Source organism: Streptomyces shenzhenensis (assembly GCF_003688995.1).
Taxonomy (GTDB): domain Bacteria; phylum Actinomycetota; class Actinomycetes; order Streptomycetales; family Streptomycetaceae; genus Streptomyces; species Streptomyces shenzhenensis_A.
Genome location: NZ_PENI01000127.1, coordinates 1 through 560, shown reverse-complemented (window position 1 = coordinate 560; position 560 = coordinate 1). Strand labels below are relative to the sequence as shown.

General features: G+C 75.0%; 1 protein-coding gene and 1 pseudogene. Both read left to right on the top strand.

Annotated features, from left to right (window positions below):
• The coding region (locus CTZ28_RS46500) for an ATP-binding protein (RefSeq protein ID WP_398658156.1) at positions 1-444 on the top strand (444 nt) is incomplete at its 5' end.
• A pseudogene (locus CTZ28_RS46495) lies at positions 441-560 on the top strand (DNA-binding response regulator); the annotation flags it as partial. The gene CTZ28_RS46500 and the pseudogene CTZ28_RS46495, both read left to right, overlap by 4 nt.

Here is a 560-nt window from a genome sequence, read left to right as displayed (position 1 = left end):
GACGTCCGGGAGGCCGTCACCGGCTATCGGCGCCCCCGGCTCGCCGTCGAGCTGGCCGGCACCCAGGTGGCCCTCACGGCCGCGGGCGTCACCGCCGAACTGCCGCCCGAACCCGACCTCGCCGGGGTGCCCGAGGAGGCCGAGTCGGCGCTCGCCTGGGCACTGCGCGAGGCGGTCACCAACGTGGTGCGGCACAGCGGCGCCGACCGGTGCGCCGTACGGCTCACCCACCGCCAGACGCTGGACGGCCCGATGCTCGAACTCGCCGTCGAGGACGACGGATCGGGCACCGGCAACGGCGGCTTCGGCAACGGTCTGACCGGGCTGACCGAACGCCTGGAGAAGGCCGGCGGAACGCTGGAGGCGGGCCGGGTCAAGCACGGCTTCCGGCTGGTCGCCCGCGTGCCCCTGGCCCCCGTGGGCGACGTAGGATCCGGGGCATGACGAGCACCATCAGGGTCCTGCTGGCCGAGGACCAGTCCATGGTCCGCGAGGCGCTGGCCGCGCTGCTCGGACTGGAGGACGACATCGAGGTCGTCGCGCAGGTCGCGCGCGGGGAC